The 393-nt window shown below is 64.1% G+C and carries 1 protein-coding gene; it reads left to right on the plus strand.

The annotated features are described in order from the left end of the window. A partial coding sequence (locus SB679_RS23205) for an alkaline phosphatase D family protein (RefSeq protein ID WP_410704646.1) occupies positions 1–393 on the plus strand: 393 nt, incomplete at both ends.

The raw sequence follows: 393 nt of genomic DNA on the forward strand, positions 1-393 counted from the left end.
CGCGGGCGATCGCCGAAGCGCGCGGACACGACCCGGTGCAGGGCGACGACGCGGTCGGTTCGCGGTACTTCGTCAGACAGGACATGCTGGCGCGCTCCGAAGCGCTCGATGCTGGCCAACTCGGCCGGATGCCATCGATGCTCGGCACGACGCAAACGCAGTGGTGGAAAGACACACTGAAGGCGTCGCGTGCGACGTGGAAGGTGTGGGGCAACGAGGTCATGCTGAATCGTCTGTGGGCGACCTTTCCGAAACCGGATGCGAAGCAGAAGGAGCGGTTCGTCATCAACTGCGATTCGTGGGACGGCTATCCCGCCCACAAACTAGACCCGCTCACGTGGCTGCGGCAGGAGTCGATCCACAACGTCGTCGCGATCACCGGCGATCTGCATG

Source organism: Chryseobacterium sp. SIMBA_029 (assembly GCF_046535275.1).
In the GTDB taxonomy this organism is placed as follows: Bacteria; Bacteroidota; Bacteroidia; order Flavobacteriales; family Weeksellaceae; genus Chryseobacterium.